Annotated in this window: 19 protein-coding genes; 15 read left to right on the top strand and 4 right to left on the bottom strand. The window is 53.9% G+C overall.

The features are described 5' to 3' along the window. Positions 1–60: 60 nt before the first annotated feature. Entirely contained in the window at positions 61–951 is an 891-nt protein-coding gene (locus SPI6313_RS18875; protein WP_072622384.1) for a tRNA (5-methylaminomethyl-2-thiouridine)(34)-methyltransferase MnmD, read from the bottom strand. A gap of 109 nt (positions 952–1060) precedes the next feature. On the opposite strand from SPI6313_RS18875, the gene SPI6313_RS18870 reads away from it, so the two are divergent. The 10 genes from SPI6313_RS18870 to rph all read left to right on the top strand — a co-directional run bounded on the left by SPI6313_RS18870 (position 1061) and on the right by rph (position 9730). After that, positions 1061–1270, top strand: coding sequence for a transcriptional regulator (locus SPI6313_RS18870; protein WP_072622383.1), 210 nt, complete (start codon positions 1061–1063; stop codon positions 1268–1270). A gap of 115 nt (positions 1271–1385) precedes the next feature. Continuing rightward, positions 1386–1838: a hypothetical protein gene (locus SPI6313_RS18865; RefSeq protein WP_072622382.1), complete on the top strand. Its 453-nt coding sequence runs from the start codon at positions 1386–1388 to the stop codon at positions 1836–1838. 13 nt (positions 1839–1851) lie between these two features. Continuing rightward, positions 1852–2046 carry a hypothetical protein gene (locus tag SPI6313_RS18860; RefSeq protein ID WP_084669112.1) on the top strand — a complete coding sequence of 65 codons (195 nt, stop codon included), beginning with the start codon at positions 1852–1854 and terminating at the stop codon, positions 2044–2046. Between the two features lie 112 nt (positions 2047–2158). After that, entirely contained in the window at positions 2159–3886 is a 1728-nt protein-coding gene (locus tag SPI6313_RS24115) for a hypothetical protein (protein ID WP_217650664.1), read from the top strand. A gap of 239 nt (positions 3887–4125) precedes the next feature. Next, positions 4126–6228 carry a CHAT domain-containing protein gene (locus SPI6313_RS24110; protein ID WP_342751677.1) on the top strand — a complete coding sequence of 701 codons (2103 nt, stop codon included), beginning with the start codon at positions 4126–4128 and terminating at the stop codon, positions 6226–6228. A 46-nt stretch (positions 6229–6274) separates the two neighbouring features. Continuing rightward, a complete protein-coding gene (locus tag SPI6313_RS18840; RefSeq protein ID WP_072622379.1) occupies positions 6275–6610 on the top strand; it encodes a nucleotidyltransferase family protein in 336 nt (111 codons plus the stop codon). Continuing rightward, a complete protein-coding gene (locus tag SPI6313_RS18835; protein ID WP_072622378.1) occupies positions 6607–6945 on the top strand; it encodes a HepT-like ribonuclease domain-containing protein in 339 nt (112 codons plus the stop codon). Before SPI6313_RS18840 ends, SPI6313_RS18835 begins: the two co-directional genes overlap by 4 nt. Positions 6946–6948: 3 nt before the next feature. Continuing rightward, on the top strand, positions 6949–8328 hold the full coding sequence (locus SPI6313_RS18830; RefSeq protein WP_072622377.1) for a DUF4267 domain-containing protein: 1380 nt from the start codon (positions 6949–6951) through the stop codon (positions 8326–8328). A 69-nt stretch (positions 8329–8397) separates the two neighbouring features. Continuing rightward, positions 8398–8949, top strand: coding sequence for a nucleoside monophosphate kinase (locus SPI6313_RS18825; RefSeq protein ID WP_072622376.1), 552 nt, complete (start codon positions 8398–8400; stop codon positions 8947–8949). Between the two features lie 58 nt (positions 8950–9007). Then, positions 9008–9730: a ribonuclease PH gene (rph, locus tag SPI6313_RS18820; RefSeq protein WP_072622375.1), complete on the top strand. Its 723-nt coding sequence runs from the start codon at positions 9008–9010 to the stop codon at positions 9728–9730. Positions 9731–9745: 15 nt separating this feature from the next. Here rph and cbiE read toward each other — a convergent pair whose 3' ends face one another. Continuing rightward, positions 9746–11023, bottom strand: a complete 1278-nt coding sequence (gene cbiE / locus SPI6313_RS18815) for a precorrin-6y C5,15-methyltransferase (decarboxylating) subunit CbiE (RefSeq protein ID WP_072622374.1) — start codon at positions 11021–11023, stop codon at positions 9746–9748. Positions 11024–11206: 183 nt separating this feature from the next. Between cbiE and SPI6313_RS25515 the strand changes: the two genes are divergently transcribed. The 5 genes from SPI6313_RS25515 (at position 11207) to moeB (ending at position 16163) form a co-directional block, all read left to right on the top strand. After that, on the top strand, positions 11207–11437 hold the full coding sequence (locus tag SPI6313_RS25515) for a TLTLP motif-containing protein (protein ID WP_072622373.1): 231 nt from the start codon (positions 11207–11209) through the stop codon (positions 11435–11437). A 111-nt stretch (positions 11438–11548) separates the two neighbouring features. Next, a complete protein-coding gene (locus SPI6313_RS18805; RefSeq protein WP_072622372.1) occupies positions 11549–12058 on the top strand; it encodes an inorganic diphosphatase in 510 nt (169 codons plus the stop codon). A 364-nt stretch (positions 12059–12422) separates the two neighbouring features. Continuing rightward, positions 12423–13289: an MBL fold metallo-hydrolase gene (locus SPI6313_RS18800; RefSeq protein WP_072622371.1), complete on the top strand. Its 867-nt coding sequence runs from the start codon at positions 12423–12425 to the stop codon at positions 13287–13289. A gap of 90 nt (positions 13290–13379) precedes the next feature. Further along, positions 13380–14372 carry a protein-methionine-sulfoxide reductase catalytic subunit MsrP gene (gene msrP / locus SPI6313_RS18795; RefSeq protein WP_072622370.1) on the top strand — a complete coding sequence of 331 codons (993 nt, stop codon included), beginning with the start codon at positions 13380–13382 and terminating at the stop codon, positions 14370–14372. A gap of 618 nt (positions 14373–14990) precedes the next feature. Then, on the top strand, positions 14991–16163 hold the full coding sequence (gene moeB, locus SPI6313_RS18785; protein ID WP_072622368.1) for a molybdopterin-synthase adenylyltransferase MoeB: 1173 nt from the start codon (positions 14991–14993) through the stop codon (positions 16161–16163). 82 nt (positions 16164–16245) lie between these two features. Here the strand turns inward: moeB and SPI6313_RS18780 are convergent, their stop codons facing one another. Beyond that, complete coding sequence (locus tag SPI6313_RS18780; RefSeq protein ID WP_072622367.1) at positions 16246–16878, bottom strand: CatB-related O-acetyltransferase; 633 nt, start codon at positions 16876–16878, stop codon at positions 16246–16248. A gap of 36 nt (positions 16879–16914) precedes the next feature. Beyond that, positions 16915–19245: a TIGR03032 family protein gene (locus tag SPI6313_RS18775; RefSeq protein ID WP_072622366.1), complete on the bottom strand. Its 2331-nt coding sequence runs from the start codon at positions 19243–19245 to the stop codon at positions 16915–16917. Between the last annotated feature and the right edge of the window lie 304 nt (positions 19246–19549).

Genomic DNA, 19549 nt, shown 5'->3' with positions numbered 1-19549 from the left:
TTTTTTACGGAGTGGGGGCCCGCACAAATCCGGAAATACTCCGCCAGAAAAACCGTATTTCTACGGTGAAGGAATAATCGAAGCATGGGGCGTAAACCAACGACGTTTCCACTGGCTACTGGGTTCTAAGGGGCTGTGGACTTGTTCCTGTTGACGGTGGGCGAGGATGGTGGCGGCGATCGCGGTGCCGGTGCGATCGCGATAGGGCACGGCGGCGCGGGTTTGGAGGTGTTCCTGTTCGCGGGGGGTTAACGGGGGTAACGCTGTGCCATCCCAGCGGGCGATCGTGCCGGGAGCTTTGCGCCCCACGCTGGGCGAGGAGGCGATGTGCAACCCGGCGGCTTGGAGGGCGGCCCGCACGGCGGCGGCACAGGAATAGGTGGCGAGGATTCCCGTCGGAGCGAGGCCTTGGGCAACCTGGGCGATAAACTCCACCGTCCACAGTTGGGGGCAGCGGGGCGGCGAAAAGGGGTCAAGAAAAATGGCATCGGCTTGATACTGCGATCGCGCCACCGTTTGAATCGTTTGGCGGGCATCCCCCACATGAAATTGGGCGGTGAATTGGGGGGTGCTGACACGGTGGGCGGTGCTGAGGGTGGCGAGGTGGGCAACGATTTCCGGGGGATAGGCGGCGAGGGCGTGATGTGCGATCGCCGCCTGAGCCGGACGCGCATCCACATCCAACGCCACCAAGTCCACCCCACAAGCCGGATTCACCGCCCAAATCGCCGCTAACGCCGCCGCGCTGTTGTACCCCAACCCATAGCACACATCCAGCAGCCTGATCCGGTCTTGGGTTTGGGCCAAGCGCCGCAATTCACAAGGCTCGACAAATTTCCCCTCGGCTTCCTGGGCGGCTCCAAATTCGGAATGAAACAGCTCCCCAAATTCCGCCGAAAAAAACGTGGCGGAACCATCACGAGTCCATTGAGGCGAAAACGGATCGGTCATGGTGAGCAGGGCTGAAGGTCTGGATTCTGATCATAAAGGATCGGGATGGGGGCGGGGGTTCCCGGTGGGGATGGGTAAAATGGGGGTGCTCTTTTAACCCCTTGGCACAATGCTCACGACGGAAACTGAAATTCTCGCTATCCTTCGCAATCTTCCCCAGCCTGCCTTAGAGGAAGCCAAAGTCTTTTTAGATTTTTTAGCGTGGCGCTATCAAAATACTTCGCCCCAAGGAGCAGCGTTAATTGACAGTTTGCGGGGAAAAGCAACCACAATCATGACGACGGATGAGATTCTCAATTTAACCAGGGGCGAAGAATGACAGATTGAATCCGGTTATTCTCTGAGCTGATCATCCAATACGCCATGTGAGGGTTCCTGGTGGGGGGGATAAAATGGGGGTGCTGTTTTGACCTTGCGGCTATGGAAGGGGTGTGATGGTTGCTGTCTATTTGGATGTGTGTTGTCTCAATCGCCCCTTTGATGACTGGATGCAGGAGCGGGTTCGGCTAGAGGGAGACTCAGTTTTAAGTATTCTGGAGCGGGTTCGTCGGGGGGAATGGCAACTCATCGCGAGTGAGGCGATCGCCGTGGAACTTGAAAAAATGCAAAATCTGGAGAAAAAAGCCAGTATTCTTGATCTTTTAGGGTTAGCAACAGGGAGGCAGGAAATCAATGCAGCAGTTGAGGAGCGTTCACGACAACTAGAAGATCTAGGGTTTGCGCTTTTCGATTCTTTTCATGTGGCTTGTGCTGAAGCGGCTGGGGCCGATATTTTTCTGTCTACGGATGATCGTCTGCTCAAAACAGCTCGCAGGTGTGGAGATCAATTAAATGTGAAGATTGGTAATCCGGTGGTGTGGCTCATTGAGGTTTTACAGGAGCAGTAAAAAGGAGTTATTGATGATGAAAGCAGTGGAATTAAGAGAACAAGGTTATCGGATTTTAGTTGATCATTTAGGGCAGTCGGATGCGATTCGCTTTTTGCAGCAAATGGGTTGGGGTCAGGGCGATTATACCCAGGAACGGCGGGAGGTTTTAGGGTCGGTGACGCGGGAGGATTTTTTGCAGGAGTTACGCAGGGTAAGGAATCTTTAAATAGATTTGAAACCGGGTTTTTAGGGCAATCTGGAGGGAAAAGGAGCCAATCTAGGCAACCCGGTTTCTGGGTTGGGGGGTAGAATGGGGGTGCTGTTTTGACCTTGCGGCTATGGATGAACTACGGGTACAGGCTTATCTCGCTCTGATTCAGGAACTTCTCAACTCTCCAAGGGCAGGAAACGAGATCCTTAACCGTCATTGGGAGTTGGTGGATGGGGGGTTTGTGCAGGTGTGTGAGCAGAGGGCGGCGCAGTTGCAGGGGGATGGACAGGAGAACGCGGCGGGGTTTTTGCGGAATTTGGCGCAGCAGGTGGGGGCGTTTTTGGCGTGGGAGGGGACGGGGGAAAATGAGAAAGTAAGATTACAGCAATTTTGGCTGCAACTGCTGCAAGCGGAATTTGAGGGTGATACAGCGGCGGTGCATCAGGTGATGCGGCAAAATATGGGGTTGATTGTTCCCAACCTGGGGGATACTATTGCCCAATCAATGCCGGGACTTCTCGCTCAGAATCCTGACAATTCTGAAGGTGTAGCAGGCGTGGTCGAAAATGTCTGCAACAGGATTCAGGGATTCCCCGATGGTCGGTATGCAGAAGCATTAGAGATTGCCATTCGCGGCTATGGGGTGGTGTTAGAACTGCGGGCGGATAACCCCCCAAAACGGGCGCAAACCCTGACTAACCTAGGGAATGCCTGCCTCACCCAAGCCGAGATGGGCATCGACCCGGCGGCGAATCTGGACAGAGCGATCGCAGTTTATGACGAAGCAGCGGCAATTATGCGGCGGTTGGGGTTAGAAAAAAACCTCTCCGGAACCCTGACTAACCTAGGGAATGCCTGCCTCACCCAAGCCGAGATGGGCATCGACCCGGCGGCGAATCTGGACAGAGCGATCGCCGCCTATGATGCAGCGGCCGAGATTATGCGGCGGTTGAAGTTAGAAAAAGACCTCTCCTCTACCCTGACTAACCTAGGGAATGCCCGCAGCACCCAAGCCCAGATGGGCATCGACTCCGGGGCGAATCTGGAACGGGCGATCGCCGCCTTAGATGAAGCGGCCGAGATTTTGCGGCGGTTGAAGTTAGAAAAAGACCTCTCCTCTACCCTGACTAACCTAGGGGTTGCCCGCCTCACCCAAGCCGAGATGGGCATCGACTCCGGGGCGAATCTGGAACGGGCGATCGCTGCATACGAGGAAGCTATCACTATCAGGCGACGGTTGGGGTTAGATAGAGATATTTCCTCTACTCTTACGAACCTAGGGAATGCCCGCCGCACCCAAGCCGAGATGGGCATCGACTCCGGGGCGAATCTGGAACGGGCGATCGCGGCTTATGACGAAGCAGCGGCAATTATGCGGCGGTTGGGGTTAGAAAAAGACCTCTCCTCTACCCTCACTAACCTAGGAAGTGCCCGCCACACCCAAGCCGAGATGGGCATCGACCCGGCGGCGAATCTGGACAGAGCGATCGCAGTTTATGACGAAGCAGCGGCAATTCGGCGGCGGTTGGGGTTAGAAAAAGACCTCTCCTCTACCCTCACTAACCTAGGGAATGCCCGCCTCACCCAAGCCGAGATGGGCATCGACCCGGCGGCGAATCTGGACAGAGCGATCGCAGTTTATGACGAAGCAGCGGCAATTCGGCGGCGGTTGGGGTTAGAAAAAGACTTCTCCGGAACCCTCACTAACCTAGGGGTGGCACGCCAAACCCAAGCCGAGATGGGCATCGACCCGGCGGCGAATCTGGACAGAGCGATCGCGGCACAGGACGAAGCAGCGGCAATTCGGCGGCGGTTGGGGTTAGAAAAGACCTCTCCTCTACCCTCAATAACCTAGGGGTGGCACGCCAAACCCAAGCCGAGATGGGCATCGACCCGGCGGCGAATCTGGACAGGGCGATCGCGGCACAGGACGAAGCAGCGGCAATTCGGCGGCGGTTGGGGTTAGTCCGTGATTTAGCCCAAACCTTGAATAATGCGGGGTTTGCCTACCAAGCACAAGCTCGCCTCAGTGAAGACCAGAAGCCCCAAGCCCTCGAAAATGCCTACCAGAGCTTTCAAGCAGCACTGGCCCAGATCGAACAATTGCGGGGTGAAATTGGAGCCGATAGCGAAGGCTATAAACGCAACTTCAATGAGGAGTGGAACAAGGTATATCGCGGCATGGTGGAAGTGTGTCTAGAGTTGGGGCGCAAGAGCGATGCGCTGGAATATGTAGACCGCAGCAAAGCCCGTAACCTCGTGGAACTCATCGCCACCCGTGACGCTTATCCGGGGGGCGTGATGCCTGAAAACATCCGCCAACAGTTGCAATCCCTCAAAATTGCCATTGCCCAAGCCGAACGCCACCTCCAACAGGAAGAGAACCCCGACCTAACCCGCCTCAACCAATTGCGGGAAGAAAAGCGGGAACTCGAACCCTACAAACCCCTGCATTTCCAGGGAATGCAAGAGTTACTGGATGAGGAAACCGCCATTTTGGAATGGTACATCTTGGGGGATAAATTCCTCACATTTACCCTCATGTCAGATCCCCCCCTAACCCCCCCTTTTGAAGGGGGGGAACCAGAGGTCGATCCCTCAGAACCCCCCTTTTTAAAACCAGAGGTCGATCCCTCAGAACCCCCCTTTTTAAAACCAGAGGTCGATCCCTCAGAACCCCCCTTTTTAAGGGGGGCAGGGGGGATCACACTCTGGACATCTTCCGAGGAAGATCTAAAAAACCTCATCGACTGGGGAAATGCCTACCTCAACGACTACCGCAACCGCAACAACAGCCAATGGCGCGAAACCCTAGCCGATCGCCTCGCAGAACTCCCCAAAATCCTCCACCTCGATGAAATCCTCTCCAACCTGTTTAAAAACTTCCCCACCTGCCAAAAACTGATCCTCATCCCCCATCGCTACCTCCACCTCTTCCCCCTCCACGCCTTACCCATCACCCTCGAAGAGGGCGGATACAATCCGCCCCTACATGACTCCGTAGGGGCGCAACGCTTGCGCCCAATCCCCTTGCGCCCCATCCCCCTCCAAGACCTATTCCCCAAAGGCATCACCTACGCCCCCAACTGCCAACTCCTCCAACAAGCCCAAAACCGCCCCCGCCCCCACTTTAACCGCCTCCTCGCCATCCAAAACCCCACCAACGACCTCAACTGGGCAGAAATCGAAGTCGAAACCATCCGCAACATCTTCCCCCAACAAGAAACCCTCAGCCGCGAAAACGCCCGCCTCGCCACCTTCCTCAACAAAAACCTCCCCCAAACCCATCACCTCTTCTTCTCCTGCCACGGCAGCTTTAACCCCAACTCCCCCCTAGACTCCGGCCTGCTCCTGGCCGATGGCGTTCTCACCCTAGAACAAATCATCGCCACCTTCAACCTCAAAGCGTGCAGCCTCGTCACCCTCTCCGCCTGCGAAACCGGCCAAGTCGCCCTAGACGACACCGACGAATATATCAGCATCGCCAGCGGCTTCCTCCTCGCCGGAAGCCCCAGCGTCCTCATGAGCCTCTGGTCAGTCAATGAAGCCTCCACCGCCCTGCTCCTGATCAAAACCTACGAAACCCTCAACCAACACCCCGGCCAACTCACCACCGCCCTCCAAACCGCCCAAACCTGGCTGCGAGAAACCACCAACAGCGGCTTTTACGATTGGGTACAAAAATCCCCCCTCTTAGATGACCATTGGCGCAAGATTCTCGCCCAAGTTTTCCAAACCAGGCAAAATAAAGAAGGGGCAAACTGCCGCCCCTACGAGTCCCCCTATCATTGGGCGGCCTTCTGCATTGTTGGACAAGGAGAGCAAAAAATGGCACGGGACAGAGACAAAATCGAAGCGTTTAAAATTCTTTTCAGTGAAGCCTTTGCCACCCTTCTCGATCCCCATCGATCAGACCTCAACCAGTTGCAAATCGGCGATGATGACACCCAAAACGTCAAAGCGATTGAAGCCTGGCTTGATTCCCGTGAATCCCTCAAACAAGCCTACAACCAAAAACTCGCCACCCTCACTGAGGTTAACCCGCTCTTAGGCACACCCCAAGAAATGGGAATTGGCGGTACTCGGCCCAATCCCCAAGGCCAAACGCTGCCAGAACTGTTAGACAACAACCAAAAACAAAATACGCCACCCCCACCCCAGCAACCGCCCGCACCCTCACCCGATCCAGATTGTTAACCGGACTGTGGGGCCAGTTGTGTGCAGAGCAGTTTTTGAGGTCATCATGCCAATTATTCACCACCCACAAATTCAGCTCTCGATGGTAGATATTGCTGCCTTTTGTGATCAATGGAAAATTACGGAGTTTGCATTGTTTGGTTCAGTCCTACGCGAGGATTTTAATGACCACAGTGATATTGATGTTTTAGTGTCCTTCGCGCCAAATAGTCCCTGGACAATCTTAGATTTAGTCACCATGGAACAAGAACTCGCACGGTATTTTCAGCGGGATGTTGATTTAGTGGAAAAGCAAGTGATTGAAAAGAGTTCTAACCCTATTCGGAAAACAAATATTCTTGGGTCTGCTCGTGTTATTTATGCTCAAAACAGAAAATCATGAATTCTCGCGATCGCGCTTCATTACTCGACATCATTAAAGCGGCTGATCTAAGTTTGGCGTTTGTCGAAAACACCAATAAATCCAAGTTTTTTCAAGACCTCAAGACCCAATCCGCTGTGCTCTACCAAATTGCCATTTTAGGCGAGGCTGTTAAACGGCTTTCTCCAGAATTACGAAACCAGCATCCGGATATCCCTTGGTCAGCCATGGCAGGCATGCGCGATAAATTAGTTCACGATTACGACGGCGTGGACACCGAACGAGTGTGGCTAACCTTAGAATCAAGTATCCCCGAACTGCGTCAAAAAATACAAACTCTGCTACAAGTGCCTTGAATTGTGAAAAACATCACTCTGACCCTTTATGCTTTTCACCTGAAACAAAGTTTGGGTGGCTTTCCGGAAACCTTGCCCAATCAAGGTGAGCAATTGTGGACAAGCTTGATTCAGTTAGGTAATGTCTACCCCTTTCCTGAACTCCAAAATCTCAAGTCTCATCTCGTGTCCTACACACCCGACCACAATGGTAATTACATCTACCACCCTGAAGCAGAAAAGCAGCACTCTGGAGGCTGTTTAACCCCCCATAATCATGCAATCACCCTCGGTCAAATCCAGACGACGGCAGGGTTTAAACTCACGGGGGACATTGAACCCTATTTACTGAACGATACCTATTGCCTCACGCTGACCCTGAACCCGATTGATGACTGGCCTTTTGAGCTAGGATTAGCCGATCTCAAGCCCTTTCATGCGCACTGTTTGATTCAGGATATTACCGCGAGTTTAGGTCGGGTGCTGGTGTTTTATGGTGAACAAGATGAACAGTTGGGTGAACCAACGCGGTTAGATGCAGAACAATGGGCGATCGCACTCTGTGAGCAGACCGGGTTACAGCCTGAATTTCGGGGTGAGTTTGTGTGGTTTAATAGTCGTGGTTTTTGGTTCGAGGCTTCAGGGTTAACGCTATGGATGCTATTGCCACAACCGCATCAGTTTGAGGGGGAGCAGTTTTCTGAAAATTCTCTCTTTTTTAGAGACTTGCTGTGGAGTTTTGTAAAAGTTAAGGCAGTTTATGCAGAGGCGAAAGCGAGCCATCAACAGGCGACATTGTATTATGAAAAACTTGAAAAACAAGTTGCGCAATTCTACACCACGCTGAATCAAGATGCTCAGAATAAGCTGAACACTTTAGCAAAAATGATTCAAATGGTTCCCCAAGATTTGCTCTATTATCACTGCTGTCTACGGGACTTGAGAACCCATCACACCACCCTGAAATCGAATATTCATAACTTTCAAGTCTCGCTAGACTATTTGCTCACGGTAAATGGAAATGAGTTCAAGAACTGGTCAGAGCTTGCCCAACGAACGTATCCGCATTATCTTCAGCAACTTGAGTTTTATTTAGAATATTTAGAGCCGGGACGGGAGTTATTTAGCGATTTAATTAATACGATTCGAGCTACGACGGAGATTGAACAAGCCAAGCATGAACAGGAGTTACAGCATCAGATCCAAGCGGTGGGGACGGGAATCGCGGCGGGGGCGATCGTCGCGTCGAGTTCGGGGTTAATCGTTGCGCAGGATGAGGATTATCCGATGTTTGGGGGGGTGGCGTGGCATCCGTTGGGGGTGGCGTTGCTGGCGAGTGTCGTCTGTGCGATTGGGTCGTGGGGGTTGATGTTGCGGTATTTGCGGCGTAAGGATGAGGGATAAAGGGAGTGTTGGGGTTAGCTTCCCTTGTAGAGTAGAAAAGGAGAGTAATCGCAAGCAAGGGAAAAGCGCGTGAGATTGATCATTTTGGGCGGGCCCGGATCGGGAAAAGGGACACAGTTAAATGTGATTCAGTCGGAATTGGATGTGGTGGGGATTTCCATCGGGGAAATTTTGCGACAGGCGATCGCTGACAACACCTTTTTGGGGGCCCAAGTGAAAACCGATGTTGCCCAGGGTGAACTCGTTCCGGATGAATTGATGGTGCAGGTGATTCGGCTGCGCTTCCTCGCCCACAATATGGATCAAGGCTGGATTCTCGAAGGCTATCCCCGCACCACCGTCCAGGCCGAAGAACTGGATTTCATGCTCGATGATTTTAATCAATCGGTTGATTATGCGCTCTATCTTGACGTGCCCGAAGCGGTGATGTTGGAGCGGTCTTTAGCGCGATCGCGCCCCGACGATACCCCCGAAATCCTCCACCGCCGGATTAAACGCTTTCACGACCAAATTCCCCCCATCCTCGAATACTACGGCTCACGGGGGAAACTCCTCCACCTCGATGCCACCCGCGACCCCAAGACGATCAGCGCCGAAATCTTGCAAAACCTTAAACCCTGAGCCAAACCGCCAAAACAGCCCCTAAGCTAGAGGCAACCCCCTCTCTTGGTGTACCCCCATGGCTTGGCAACGCCCCGATCAACGCGCCGTTAACGAACTCCGCCCCGTTTCTTTCGATCTCAACTTCACCCGCTTTGCTGCCGGATCGGTGCGTGTTCACTGTGGTCAGACCCAAGTGCTCTGTACCGCCAGTATTACCCCCGGTGTGCCGAAATTCCTCGAAGCCAGCAACCAAGGCTGGCTCACCGCCGAATATCGGATGCTCCCCAGTGCCACTCCCCAACGCCACCCCCGTGAACTCGTCAAACTCGGCGGCCGCACCCAAGAAATTCAACGCTTGATTGGTCGCAGTTTACGAGCGGCTTTGGATTTAGAGGCCCTCGGTCAACGGACGATCACCGTGGATGCGGATGTGCTGCAAGCCGATGCGGGGACGCGCACCGCTGCGATTACGGGGGGCTATGTGGCGATCGCCCTCGCGATCCAAGGCTTGATCGAGCGGGGCGAGTTGGCGGTGTCGCCGATTCGATATCCCGTGGCGGCGGTGTCGGTGGGGTTGATTGAGGATCAAGCCCTGCTGGATTTGAACTATGCCGAAGATGTGGCGGCGGATCTGGATTGTAATGTGGTGATGACGGGCAATTTAGAACTGATTGAAATTCAAGGTACGGCTGAATCCGGGAGCTTTAACCGCGACCAACTGAATCGCGTTCTCGACCTTGCCCAAGATGGCATTCAATCCCTGTTAATCGCCCAACAAAATGCCCTGAAAGGCTGCTGATGCCGTTGCCTCGGCTCAAGATTTCGGGGTTGGCGGTTGGGCGGTGATGATTGTGACGGGGTTGAGGGGGGCGAGGCGATGGCTTTGGGCGATGGGGAGCGATCGCGCCACATTCCACTGTGCTAGGTCGTAGGGCCAATCGTGCGATCGCAACCACTCTAGGGCGGTGTGGATTGATTCAAGCGTCGCCATGGCCAACACCAAACAGCCACCGGGATTGAGCACGTTCTGGCAATGGCTGAGAATCGCCGCTAAATTGCCGCCACTGCCCCCGATGAAAACGCGATCCGGGCGGGGTAAAGGGTTCAAAGCCTCCGGGGCTGCCCCACTGACCGCTTGCAGATTCTGCACCTGAAAGCGTTGGGCATTTTGCTCGATTAAGTTCACCCCCATGGCGGTTTTTTCGATGGCGAACACCTGAGACGTGGGACACAGCCGCCCGATTTCCACCGCCACCGACCCTGTCCCCGCGCCAATATCCCACACCACTTGAGCGGGCATCAGGGCCAAGGCTCCGAGGATGGCGAGGCGAATCTCGCCTTTGGTCATCAGGCCGGGGCGATCGCGAAAGGTGAGGAAATGCTGATCCGGAATCCCGATGATCGGCAAGGGGGGCAGCGATCGCGCTTCTTCTTGACGCACCAACACCACCACATTCAACGGCGCGAAGTGATCGGCGGTGAGGGATGGCGCGATCGCTAAATCCAATTCAAACACCCGCTCATCCGCCCCGCCTAAATTTTCACAGACCCAGATCCGATAGATCTGGGGTAAATCTAAGGCCTGATAGAGAGTCGCGATCGCCCCCGGATGATGCACCCCATCGGTCAACACCGCGATCTTCTCCACTCCGCGCCGCAGGAGACGAATCAACTCATCCGGCTCGCGGCCATGGACACTGGCGATCGCCGCATCCTGCCAGGGTAGCTTCAACCGACTAAACGCCAACTGAATCGAACTGACATGGGGGTGAAACACCAAGACTGCGGCGGGAAAATAGGCCAACAGTAACCGCCCCAAGCCAAAACAGAGGGGATCACCCGACGCGAGGATCACCAAGCGATCGCCCTGTTCCCAGCGTGCTTTTGCCTCGGTAAGCGTTGCGTGCAGGTGAGTAATTGGTAACAAGTCCCCGGCCAGATGGCGTAGGCTGTGAAGTTGGCGATCGCTCCCCACTACTACCGTGGCCTGCTGCAAACAGTTCTGTTCAGCGATCGCCAAAGACGACCACCCCGCCCGGCCGATGCCAATCACATGCACACACCCTTCAACCGTCCCCCTGTCAGTGATCATCGCCACACTTAAGATTAGAAATTCCCATACAATGAAATGCCGACTCAACGATTCGTTGCATTGATCACACTATCTTAAAGAACGGTCGCTAGAATTGGGGTGTGAGTCGTAAGCTTCCCTGGTTGGATCGCCCAACGCTCATCACAAACCCTATAAATTGCATCTCAATTTTTTAAAAACGGTATGGAATCCAGCGGTTCGTCTGCTCAAGCTTCAGAGCCTCCTAGTCACAGGTGGAGTCAAACCCTCGGTACATTGATCGCAATCTTGACCCTCACGATTCCGATATTTATGATTGCGTCCTATGCATCACCCAAAGGATTAGACCTGAGCCGGTCTAACTACGCTTCGCGCCCAGTCCCCATGCCAGAACCGGCCAATACCTGGGTCAGTTGGGCGGAGCGATCGCGCTAACACCCTCACCGGGCCAATCTCCCCAATTGCTGGTATTATGCTTCATGCAAACCCTGCCGTTTGCACCCTATTAAACTGCACATCACCGCCCTGTGTTTTCGGAGTAATTTCATGGATTTAGCGCGAATTCCAGCCCAGCCCAAACCCGGTCTTCTCAACGTTTTGATTGAAATTCCGGCGGGCAGCAAAAACAAATATGAATTCGACAAAGACTTAAACGCCTTCGCCCTTGACCGGGTACTCTTCTCCTCGGTTCACTACCCCTACGACTACGGCTTCATCCCCAACACCCTGGCCGATGATGGCGACCCCCTCGATGGCATGGTTTTGATCGACCAACCCACCTTCCCCGGCTGCGTGATTCCCGTCCGCCCCATTGGGATGTTGGAAATGATCGATGGAGGCGATCGCGATGAAAAACTGATCTGCGTGCCCAACGATGACCCCCGCTGCGCCCAAGTCCAGTCCCTCGAAAACATCGCCCCCCACCGCCTCGATGAAATCGCCGAGTTTTTCCGCACCTACAAAAACCTCGAAAAGAAAGAAACGGAAATCCTAGGCTGGAAAGGTGTGAGCGAAGTCTTAACCCTTGTTGAGCGTTGTATTCAAGCGGCGAAATAATCGTTTTCAAGGCCACCCTCTGGGGCTGAAGCGAAATGAAGTTAGGCCTTGTGATATAACTCACAAGGTCTGCCTAATCTCCACGCTAATATAATTGGAAGCTCAGGGAAAACTATCCCGACTCCCCAATGGGTGTGAGTAGAGTTAAAGTAAGGGAAGATTCCCACACTGCTATCCTAATTATTGGATTGCCAACTGACGAACATTCAAGGGGGTTTTTGTGCTTCATCTCCGAAGTTCCACCGTCCTGAGACAAGTTCCCTTGAAGTCTGAGGGCTATACTGTGTGGTGTAGTCCTGTGTGCCGGGTTTCCCCTTGTTAATTGTTTTGAGTTTATTCCCAGCCAGCAGCCATAGATGTCGCAATGCCGAGTACCCATGATGTCCAGGAGGAGAGCCTTGCTGTGAGCGTTGATGTGCAGTTTTGGGGCGTTCGTGATCAGATCCCAACTCCCGGTGAAGATACTGTGCGGTACGGTGGTAATACGTCCTGTGTAGAACTTCGTATTGATGACCATTGCCTGGTCTTCGACGGAGGGACGGGGTTGCGAATTCTTGGCAATAGTCTTTTGTCCCGGATGCCCGTTGAAGCACACCTTTTCTTCACCCATTGCCATTGGGATCGCATTCAGGGTTTTCCATTTTTTGTGCCTGCGTTTATCCCCATCAATCACTTTCATATCTATGGGGCTAATGCCTCCAACGGCTCAACATTTCAGCAACGTCTCAGCAAGCAAATGCTAGGGCCTAATTTTCCGGTGCCGATCCAGGTGATGCAATCCAAGCTGGAATTTCATGACCTGAATGATCTTAACAAGTGTCACATTGGCGATGACATTGTGATTGAGAGTTGTTTGCTCAATGATCATCATCGTTCGGTGGGGTATCGCACGACGGTTCACGATAAGGCGATCGTCTATGCGATGAGTCCCGATGATTGTCTTGAAAGTGCCAGTTCTCCGTTGTTTGAGTTTGCCCGCAATGCCGATCTTTTGATGCTAGCGGCTCCCCGTGCCACTTCGGCGGGTGTGCCGTTGGCATTAGAGAGTAGCGATCGCCTCCACCACAACATCAAAACCGCGAAAGATGTCGGCGTTAAACACATCATCCTTTCCCTCCACAATCCAGACCACAGCGACGACTATTTAGATCACATCGAATCCAAGCTTCAGCAATTATTCCCCAACCTCAACCTGGCCCGTGAAGGCATGGTCGTGCCCCTCTCTCCGTGACAACAATCGTTACAATTGGGAGAACAGCAGGAATCTCGTCCCTGATGGTTTGTCCTCATTCACCCTTGTTGATCCCCTAAGCAAACGCTGATGCCCTTCTCACTCCATCCGCCTACGTGGCACCTCCGCGAAAACCACGTCACCTCCGAATCGGCATACTTTACCCGTCGTCACGTCCTCAAGACCCTGTTGGGCTTCGGGGTGAGTGCCTCAATTTTGCCCTTGACTGGCTGTAAATCGACTCCCTCAGGCCCAGGGAGTGAACTCGAACAAAGCTTTCAACTTCCGAAACTATCGCCCATTCGCAAAAACCCAGATTTTCGGGAGGGCGATCGCCCCCTCACCACCCAAAACCTCGCCAGTCAATACAACAACTTCTACGAATTCGGCGGCACGAAATCGATCTGGAAAGCCGCCCAAACCCTCCCCACTAATCCGTGGACTCTGGCAGTAACCGGCCTGGTGAAAAATCCTCGCACCTATGACCTCGACGATCTGCGCAACACCTTTGACCTCGAAGAACGGATCTACCGTTTCCGCTGTGTCGAAGCTTGGTCGATGGTGCTGCCCTGGGTGGGGTTCCCGATGCGCAAAATCATCGAAGCCGTTGAACCCACATCCAACGCAAAATTTGTCCGCTTTACCTCCTTCTACGATGAAAAAATCACCCCAGGGCCTGGTTTCCACTTAGGCTCATTGCCTTGGCCCTATCAAGAAGGGTTACGCATTGAAGAGATGGCCAATGATTTGGCCTTTTTCGCCGTGGGCATTTACGGCAAAGAACTACCGAAGCAACATGGTGCGCCGATCCGGGCAGTGTTGCCCTGGAAATATGGGTTTAAAGGGGCGAAATCCATTGTCAAAATTGAGTTTGTGGCCGAACAACCCGCCACCTATTGGAATAGTCTGATCCCTAATGAATACGGCTTTGAAGCGAATGTGAATCCGGGAAAACCCCATCCCCGTTGGTCTCAAGCTACGGAGCGATTCATCGGGCCGGGAACAACGCTGGATTGGGAAATGAAGGAGACGCTTCTGTATAACGGCTACGCGGAGCAGGTGGGGGGTTTATATCGGCTCTAATGGATGAGGATCGGGCGCGGTGAGGGGTGCGATCGCGCTTTTCCCCACCCCTTTAATCCTGAGGGCTGATCTCAAGATCCTAGGGTCTCGATTGTCGAAAGCCTTGCATTGATGGGGGAGCGACTGAGGCGGGCGATCGCGCCCTTCAACCAACGCGCCCCCGTACCCCTTCGACAGAATTTGACACTCCCCACGAAGACAGCGACGGGGATTCTGGGTTCATCCACCGGACTTAACCGAGCCGGATTGCTCCAACCCCGCCAGAGGTCTAATCTCCCCAAGCGGATAACGTCCCTTGTGCCCCACGGTAGTTAGTCCAAGGCGCAGGATACAAGCCCGCTTCACTATCGACTCAGCCCGATGCCGATCCCAGACTAACCCGTTCACCTTCAAGTCTTCCCAGGCGACCAAATCGTTAGATTGGATGACGCAGTCGGCAATCCGCCCACTCATGACGCTGCCTGCTTACCCTTAAATGCTTCCAGGCCCGTCGGTTTGTAAACATCGCTTGCAGTTTCAGCATCCCCCTGAGCAATTCAGTCTAGAATGATACTTCTGACTCGCTAAATTCTATAGAAAACGGGTTTTTGAACCACAAGACCCTAAACGTAATCGACTATGTTAAATCCCAACTTGGATGACATCCAACTCAGTAAAGACGACTACGAACGCTACGCCCGGCACATCATCCTGCCCGAAGTGGGCCTTGAAGGACAAAAACGCCTCAAAGCTGCTAGCGTTCTCTGCATTGGCACTGGTGGCCTAGGGTCACCCCTGCTCCTCTATCTTGCCGCCGCCGGGATTGGCCGGATCGGGATCGTAGACTTTGACGTGGTGGATCATTCCAACCTCCAACGCCAAGTCATTCACGGCACATCCTGGGTCGGCAAGCCGAAAATCGAATCCGCTAAGCACCGCATCCTCGAAATTAACCCCACCTGCCAAGTAGACCTCTACAACACCCGCCTCAGTTCGGAAAATGCCCTCGATATTTTCCGCCCCTACGATGTGGTGATTGACGGTACGGATAATTTTCCGACCCGGTATTTAACCAACGATGCTTGCGTGCTCTTGGATAAACCCAACGTCTACGGCTCGATCTTCCGGTTTGAAGGTCAAGCCACGGTGTTTAACTATGAAGGCGGGCCCAACTACCGCGACCTCTATCCTGAACCGCCGCCGCCGGGCATGGTTCCGTCTTGTGCTGAGGGTGGGGTCTTGGGTGTGCTGCCGGGAATTATCGGGGTGATTCAAGCCACCGAGGCGATTAAGATCATTCTTGGTTCAAATACAACTTTGAGTGGGCGGCTCTTGCTTTACAATGCCTTAGAAATGTCCTTCCGAGAACTCAAGCTGCGCCCTAATCCGGTTCGCCCCGTGATTGAAAAACTGATCGACTACGAACAGTTTTGCGGCATTCCCCAAGCCCAAGCCGAAGCCGAACAGGAAAAAGCAGCGATGCAAGAAATGACCGTGACTGAACTCAAGGCATTGCTCGATAGTGATGCTCAGGATTACGTGCTGATTGATGTGCGCAATCCCAACGAGTATGAAATTGCTCAGATTCCCGGTGCTGTGTTGATTCCCTTGCCGGATATTGAACAGGGGCCGGGGGTGGAAAAAGTGAAAGCAGTGCTCAATGGCCATCGCTTAATCGCTCATTGCAAGATGGGGGGGCGATCGGCGACCGCCATTCGGATTTTGAAAGAGCACGGGATTGATGGCACGAATGTGGTGGGCGGCATTACCGCTTGGAGCCAAGAGGTTGATTCCTCTGTGCCGCAATATTAAGCACCCCTCACCTAACCCTCTCCCACTGGAGAGGGCTTTTTTCTCCCTTTTCCCGGTGGGAGAAGGGTCGGGGATGAGGGGTTTAGGGTGTGAGGGAGGCGATCGCCTCCACATCACCGCCGCCAATCACCGCTAAATGGGCGGTGATTTTTTCAATGGGCCAATCCCACCAGGCGACCTGGATCAGGGTTTCGATCTCCGCATCGGTGAAGCGTTTGCGGATTACCCGTGCGGGGTTGCCCGCGACGATCGCATAGGGTTCTACATCGTGCGTCACGACGGATTTTGTGCCAATAATCGCCCCATGTCCCACCGTCACCCCTGGCATCAGCGTGGCTTGATAGCCAATCCAGACATCATGGCCGATCGTGGTGTCGCCCTTGTGGGGCCATGCGGTGGGCATCGCGCTTTCCCACCCTTGGCCGAAAATGCCGAAGGGATAGGTGCTGATGCCCTGGGTGGCGTGGTTGCCGCCGTTCATGATGAAGGTGGCACCGGAGGCGATCGCGCAAAACTTACCGATGATTAAGCGATCGCCCACAAAGTCAAAGTGATACAGCACATTGCGCTCGAACGTTGTCGGATCATCCGGGTCATCGTAATAGGTGTAGTCGCCCACCTGGATATGGGGATTGGTAATCACCCTGTTGAGAAAAACGAGCCGCGTTTGACCGGGTAAGGGATAGCGCGTCTGAGGATCGGGGCCGTGGGTCATGGAAATGATGGACAAATGAAGAATACAGCGACCATCCTAGGGGATCTGAGCTTGGAGTAGGGCGCGGACTTCCGCCATAACCGGTTCCCAGTGATCGAGTTCCGTTTGACGAAAGAGGTTCATGGTGGGATACCAGGGGCTATCGAGGCGACCGGGGAGGCTGTCGGCTTCGCGATCGCGCAACCACCGCCAATCCGGATCGGCACAGAGCAGCACCCACACCTTCAGTCCCAACGCCCCCGCCAAATGCGCCCCTGAGGTGTCCACCGTGATCACCAAATCCAACTGTTTTAAAAAATTCGCCGTATCGCCAAAATCCTGAATCTGCGGCCCCAAATCCTGCACCGTCACCTCTGGCGGTAAATCGGCCAACTCCGCCGATCGCTCCCCTTTTTGCAGCGAGAAAAACGTCACCCCCGGCACAGTTAAAATCGGCAACCACGCCGCCAAGCGCGTCGAACGGTGGTGATCATTTTTATGGGTAGGACTGCCACCCCAGACAATCCCTACCTTTAACCCCTCGCCTAAAAGTTGCATCGTCGGCGATCGCTCCACATCCAGATAGGGCACAGTGTTGGGGAGTGTTTCTAGGGTCGTGCCGAGACAGTAGGGCAAACTCATCAGCGGCACAAAGGCTTGAAAATCACTCAGGGACAATTGACCGGGGGGGAGTAGCTTCGTGATCCCCGGCACGGTGCGCAACAGGGGCATCAGTTCCGGCATACAGACGAGGAGAATTTGGGCACACCGTTCAGCAACCAGGGGAATAAATCGGCAAAACTGGATCGCGTCCCCGGCTCCCTGTTCGGTGTGAATGAGGAGAGTTTTGCCGGTAATGTCTTCGCCCTGCCAGCGGGGATGGGGGCAATCAAAGGGGGTGAATTCCTCCGTTTGCCACCGCCATTCCGATTCGGTGAAGCCGCGCTTCAGGTCGCCCAAACTAAGCAGCAACATCCCGTAGTTAAAATGCGCTGTGGCAAAATCGGGTTGTAGGGCGATCGCTCGTTCATAATCCCGCACCGCATCCTGATAGCGGCCTTGATGCTGTGCCACAATCCCCAAATTGTTATACACCGCCGCATTCTTCGGATCGGTGGCCACCACCTGTTTAAACGCCGCCTCCGCCTCGGCCCAGCGTTCCATCTGCCGATAGATCACCCCCAAGTTGTAGCGAGCGAGGGGAAAATCCGGTTTCAGTTCGAGGCACTGTTGATAGTTTTGCATGGCTTCGGTGAGGTTGCCTTGGGTGTAGCGATCGTTGCCGGAACGAAAGAGAAAGTCCGCCTGCTCATCGTGATCAAACTCTAGGGGGCCTTGGGCCACTTCTTGCACCGCCGCATCGGGCAACACATAGGACGACCCCAACAAGGTTTCATCCCAATCAATCAACTCCGGGAAGCGAATCCCCGGCAACACCTGCACCGAAAAAATCTCCTGTACCGCCGCCTCAAACCGCAAAAAGGCGAGAATCTGCCCCGTATCCAAATGCACCGCCCACACGCCACAATTGCGATCGCCCTGCTCCGTAATTGGCAACCCACTAAACACCGCCGTTTCCCGCACCTGAGACAGCCCCACAAACGCCACCCGATGCCAAAAATCCAAGCCCCGCGTAAACCCCGGCATCAGTGTCACCGTCTCCACCGCTCCCGTCATCGGGTCTACCTGTGCAAGGGAGCCTTTCCCGGATTCCAAGACCCACAGCTTGCCGTCATACCAGCGGGGCGAGTGGGGCATCGATAACCCTTGGGTGACAAATTCATTGTTGGAGACATCCATCAAAATGCCGCCACTGGCTTTGTTTTTGCGCCATCCGGCAGGGGTATCGGTGGCTCCGAGGGCGGTGATGTAGCGGGGTTGATCATCAACGACAGCGAGGCCGTTGAGGTGACAGCGATCGCTCAAATCATAGGCCGAAATAAACGGCGGTCGCCAACGCGGCACAAAGGAACAGGTGGGGTCTTCCAGGGTACAAAGGCAGGAAAACCGCGTATTCACAAACCACAAGTCCGACCCCGCATAGGCCATTTCATGGATATCAATATCCCCCGTGATATGAATTTTTCGAGGTAAATAACAAGCATCGTGGCGATCGGGCGGGTCAAGTTTCGCCGCCACCGCTGGCACATTCCGCAATTCAAAAATCTGCAACGTTGACCCGATCGCCATCCGCTCCCGATCCGCCACCAACCCCATGGGTTTGGGAAACACCCGAAAATGAGTATTCATCGTATTCCCATCAGCCCGCATCACAATCACTTTCCCCGCTTGATAGGTAGACACCACCAAGGAAATCCCCAACTGATTCAGCAAGTCAGGAAAGTTGCTCGTATGAACACTACGCAGCGGCGCATCAGGGTCAGTCATGGCGAAGGAGCGATCGGGACTGCCATCAATGTATCAGACCTTCCGTTTGGCAGCCGTAATCGTTACACTCATTATCTCCCATCAATTCTTGGGTGGATGACGATTATCCCGCACGAGTAAACGCCTGAGATTAACAACACCCTGGCGATTCATGTGCAGAGCTTCAACTGTTGCACGACCACATTATGTTTTGCCAATCACTGGTGTTGAATCAGTGCTCCAAGCAAAATGTCTATGCCATTGTTGCGGGTATGGATGAAAAAGGGGAGCCAAATTTGACTCCCCCGTAATTGTGACATTAGAT

Source organism: Spirulina major PCC 6313 (assembly GCF_001890765.1).
Taxonomy (GTDB): domain Bacteria; phylum Cyanobacteriota; class Cyanobacteriia; order Cyanobacteriales; family Spirulinaceae; genus Spirulina; species Spirulina major.
The sequence above is the reverse complement of the archived record's forward strand: the minus strand, read 5'-3'. Positions and strand labels throughout refer to the sequence as shown.

Coding starts and splice junctions, on each gene's coding strand:
- SPI6313_RS18835 (WP_072622378.1), top strand. CDS start 6,607: ATGAATTCTCGCGATCGCGCTTCATTACTCGACATCATTAAAGCGGCT.
- rph (WP_072622375.1), top strand. CDS start 9,008: ATGGCTTGGCAACGCCCCGATCAACGCGCCGTTAACGAACTCCGCCCC.
- SPI6313_RS18805 (WP_072622372.1), top strand. CDS start 11,549: ATGGATTTAGCGCGAATTCCAGCCCAGCCCAAACCCGGTCTTCTCAAC.
- SPI6313_RS18860 (WP_084669112.1), top strand. CDS start 1,852: ATGATGAAAGCAGTGGAATTAAGAGAACAAGGTTATCGGATTTTAGTT.
- SPI6313_RS18875 (WP_072622384.1), bottom strand. CDS start 951: ATGACCGATCCGTTTTCGCCTCAATGGACTCGTGATGGTTCCGCCACG.
- SPI6313_RS18775 (WP_072622366.1), bottom strand. CDS start 19,245: ATGACTGACCCTGATGCGCCGCTGCGTAGTGTTCATACGAGCAACTTT.
- SPI6313_RS18840 (WP_072622379.1), top strand. CDS start 6,275: ATGCCAATTATTCACCACCCACAAATTCAGCTCTCGATGGTAGATATT.
- SPI6313_RS18865 (WP_072622382.1), top strand. CDS start 1,386: ATGGTTGCTGTCTATTTGGATGTGTGTTGTCTCAATCGCCCCTTTGAT.
- SPI6313_RS18870 (WP_072622383.1), top strand. CDS start 1,061: ATGCTCACGACGGAAACTGAAATTCTCGCTATCCTTCGCAATCTTCCC.
- cbiE (WP_072622374.1), bottom strand. CDS start 11,023: ATGATCACTGACAGGGGGACGGTTGAAGGGTGTGTGCATGTGATTGGC.
- SPI6313_RS25515 (WP_072622373.1), top strand. CDS start 11,207: ATGGAATCCAGCGGTTCGTCTGCTCAAGCTTCAGAGCCTCCTAGTCAC.
- msrP (WP_072622370.1), top strand. CDS start 13,380: ATGCCCTTCTCACTCCATCCGCCTACGTGGCACCTCCGCGAAAACCAC.
- SPI6313_RS18780 (WP_072622367.1), bottom strand. CDS start 16,878: ATGACCCACGGCCCCGATCCTCAGACGCGCTATCCCTTACCCGGTCAA.
- moeB (WP_072622368.1), top strand. CDS start 14,991: ATGTTAAATCCCAACTTGGATGACATCCAACTCAGTAAAGACGACTAC.
- SPI6313_RS24115 (WP_217650664.1), top strand. CDS start 2,159: ATGGATGAACTACGGGTACAGGCTTATCTCGCTCTGATTCAGGAACTT.
- SPI6313_RS18800 (WP_072622371.1), top strand. CDS start 12,423: ATGCCGAGTACCCATGATGTCCAGGAGGAGAGCCTTGCTGTGAGCGTT.